Origin of the sequence: Methylobacterium sp. CCH5-D2 (assembly GCF_001556475.1) — a bacterium.
GTDB classification, from domain to species: domain Bacteria; phylum Pseudomonadota; class Alphaproteobacteria; order Rhizobiales; family Beijerinckiaceae; genus Methylobacterium; species Methylobacterium hispanicum.
Genome location: NZ_LSIX01000008.1, coordinates 1 through 1998, shown reverse-complemented (window position 1 = coordinate 1998; position 1998 = coordinate 1). Strand labels below are relative to the sequence as shown.

Here is a 1998-nt window from a genome sequence, read left to right as displayed (position 1 = left end):
CCTCGCCCGCCTGTCGATGCGCGACCTCTGCCTCTCCGCCTTCGAGGCGGATCCAGAGACCGGCGCCCACGCGGTGCGCGACCTCGTCGCCATCCGCGAGCGCGATCCGACCTGTCGGCGTTATCTGGACCCGTTCCTGTTCTACAAGGGTTTCGCCGCCCTCGAAGCCTACCGGGTCGGGCACTGGCTCTGGCAGCAGGGCCGGGCGACGCTGGCGCTGCACGTCCAGAGCCGGATCTCGGAAGTGTTCGGCTGCGACATCCATCCGGCGGCCCGGATCGGCTCCGGGGTGTTCATCGATCACGCCACGGGCGTGGTGATCGGCGAGACCACGGTTGTGGCCGACGACGTCTCCATCCTCCAGTCGGTGACGCTCGGCGGCAACGGCAAGGAGAGCGGCGACCGGCATCCGAAGATCGCCCGCGGGGTGCTGCTCAGCGTCGGCGCCAAGGTGCTCGGCAACGTGCGCGTCGGCGAGGGTGCCAAGATCGGCGCCGCCGCCGTGGTGCTGAGCGACGTGCCCGCCCACACCACCGTCGCGGGCGTCCCGGCCCGCGTCGTGTCGCGGCTGCGCGCAGACGAGGAGCCGGCGCTGAGCATGGACCAGTCCTTCGGCTTCGGCGACGGGATCTGAGCACAGGCGAAAAATCCTTCTTTTGAAAGGAAGCCGCCGGAACGCTCCTGCGTCGTCCAGCCTCGGGAGAACGAGTTTCTCTGCGTTGCGCCCCGCCCAGCCAACGCGTTCTCCAGAAGACCCGTTCTGCAGGTCGATCTCCCAGTATCCCGCAAAAAATGGGGAAAACGTTTCGTTGACGCTGCGGCTCCTGACGGCCTACCCATGCTTTCGCGGTGCGGCGAAGAGTCGAATCGCCCGAGATTGCGGCCAATACAGGCGATGCCGCGCGGAATCATCTGATCCACTGAGGTCGGCGCCGGCTCTATAGCCGTGCCGCTCCTCCGACGACTTGCGCCCGGCCCGTCCTTCGATGGGGCCGCCCGCCGACGCGCGGGCCGATGCGGCGCGCCCATCATCTGGTTTTTGGAGACGACGAACGATGAGCGGACCGGGTTTGAGCGTCAGCGCCACGGCGGCACGCAATCTTGCGACGGCGACCGTCACCTCGGTCCAGAACGCGGCCAATACCCCGCGCTGGCTCCTGCGCCTGTTGCCCTTCGTCGACGTCCCCGGGGGCGTCTACCGGGTGAACCGCCGCGCCGTGGTGCTGGCCAAGGGCGGCCGCATCGACCTCGCCACCGAGGACAAGGGCCGGACCGTCCGCCCCGGGTCATTGCGCTCCGTGCCGCTGTTCAGCCGTCTGGGCGACGCCGAGCTCGCGACGCTCGCGAGCAGATTCAAGGAGAGCCGGCACGCGGCCGGTGACGTCATCCGCGAAGAGGGCGCCGCCGAGCGCAACCTCGTGGTCGTCGCCGACGGCACCGTCGAACTGACCCTGTCCGGCCCCTACAAGGGCCGCCTCCGCCAGGGGCTCGCCACGAAGGGCGATTATTTCGGCGACGCCGACCTCCTCGACGCGGGAGCGCCGGTGCCGGCGGTGAAGGCGCTCTCGGCCGTCACGCTTCTCACCCTCGATTCCTCGGCGCTGGACGACGAGAGCATCCGCTCGCGCATCGGCCAGTACCGGGAGGAGCGCGACCGGCTGAAGGGCCACACCAATTCCTACGGCGAGCAGGGCATCGAGCTTCTCGCCGTCCATACCGGCGAGCCGCGCCTGCCGACGACCTTCGTCGATTACGAGATCGACCCGCGCGAGTACCACCTCTCGACGATCCAGACGATCCTCAACACCCATACCCGCGTCACCGATCTCTACTCGAACGAGATCGACCAGCTCCGCGAGCAGATCCGCCTCACCGTCGACGCGGTGAAGGAGCGCGAGGAGTGGGAACTCCTGAACAACTCGGCCTTCGGCCTGCTCAACGAGGTCACGGGCCGTCAGCGCATCCCCACCCGCGGCGGCCCGCCCACCCCGGACGACC

Annotated in this window: 2 protein-coding genes; both read left to right on the top strand. The window is 68.9% G+C overall.

Annotated features, from left to right (window positions below):
• A partial coding sequence (gene cysE, locus AX737_RS00170) for a serine O-acetyltransferase (protein WP_066918045.1) occupies positions 1–634 on the top strand: 634 nt, incomplete at its 5' end.
• A gap of 421 nt (positions 635–1055) precedes the next feature.
• On the top strand, positions 1056–1998 hold a 943-nt coding region (locus tag AX737_RS00165), incomplete at its 3' end, for a cyclic nucleotide-binding domain-containing protein (RefSeq protein WP_066918044.1).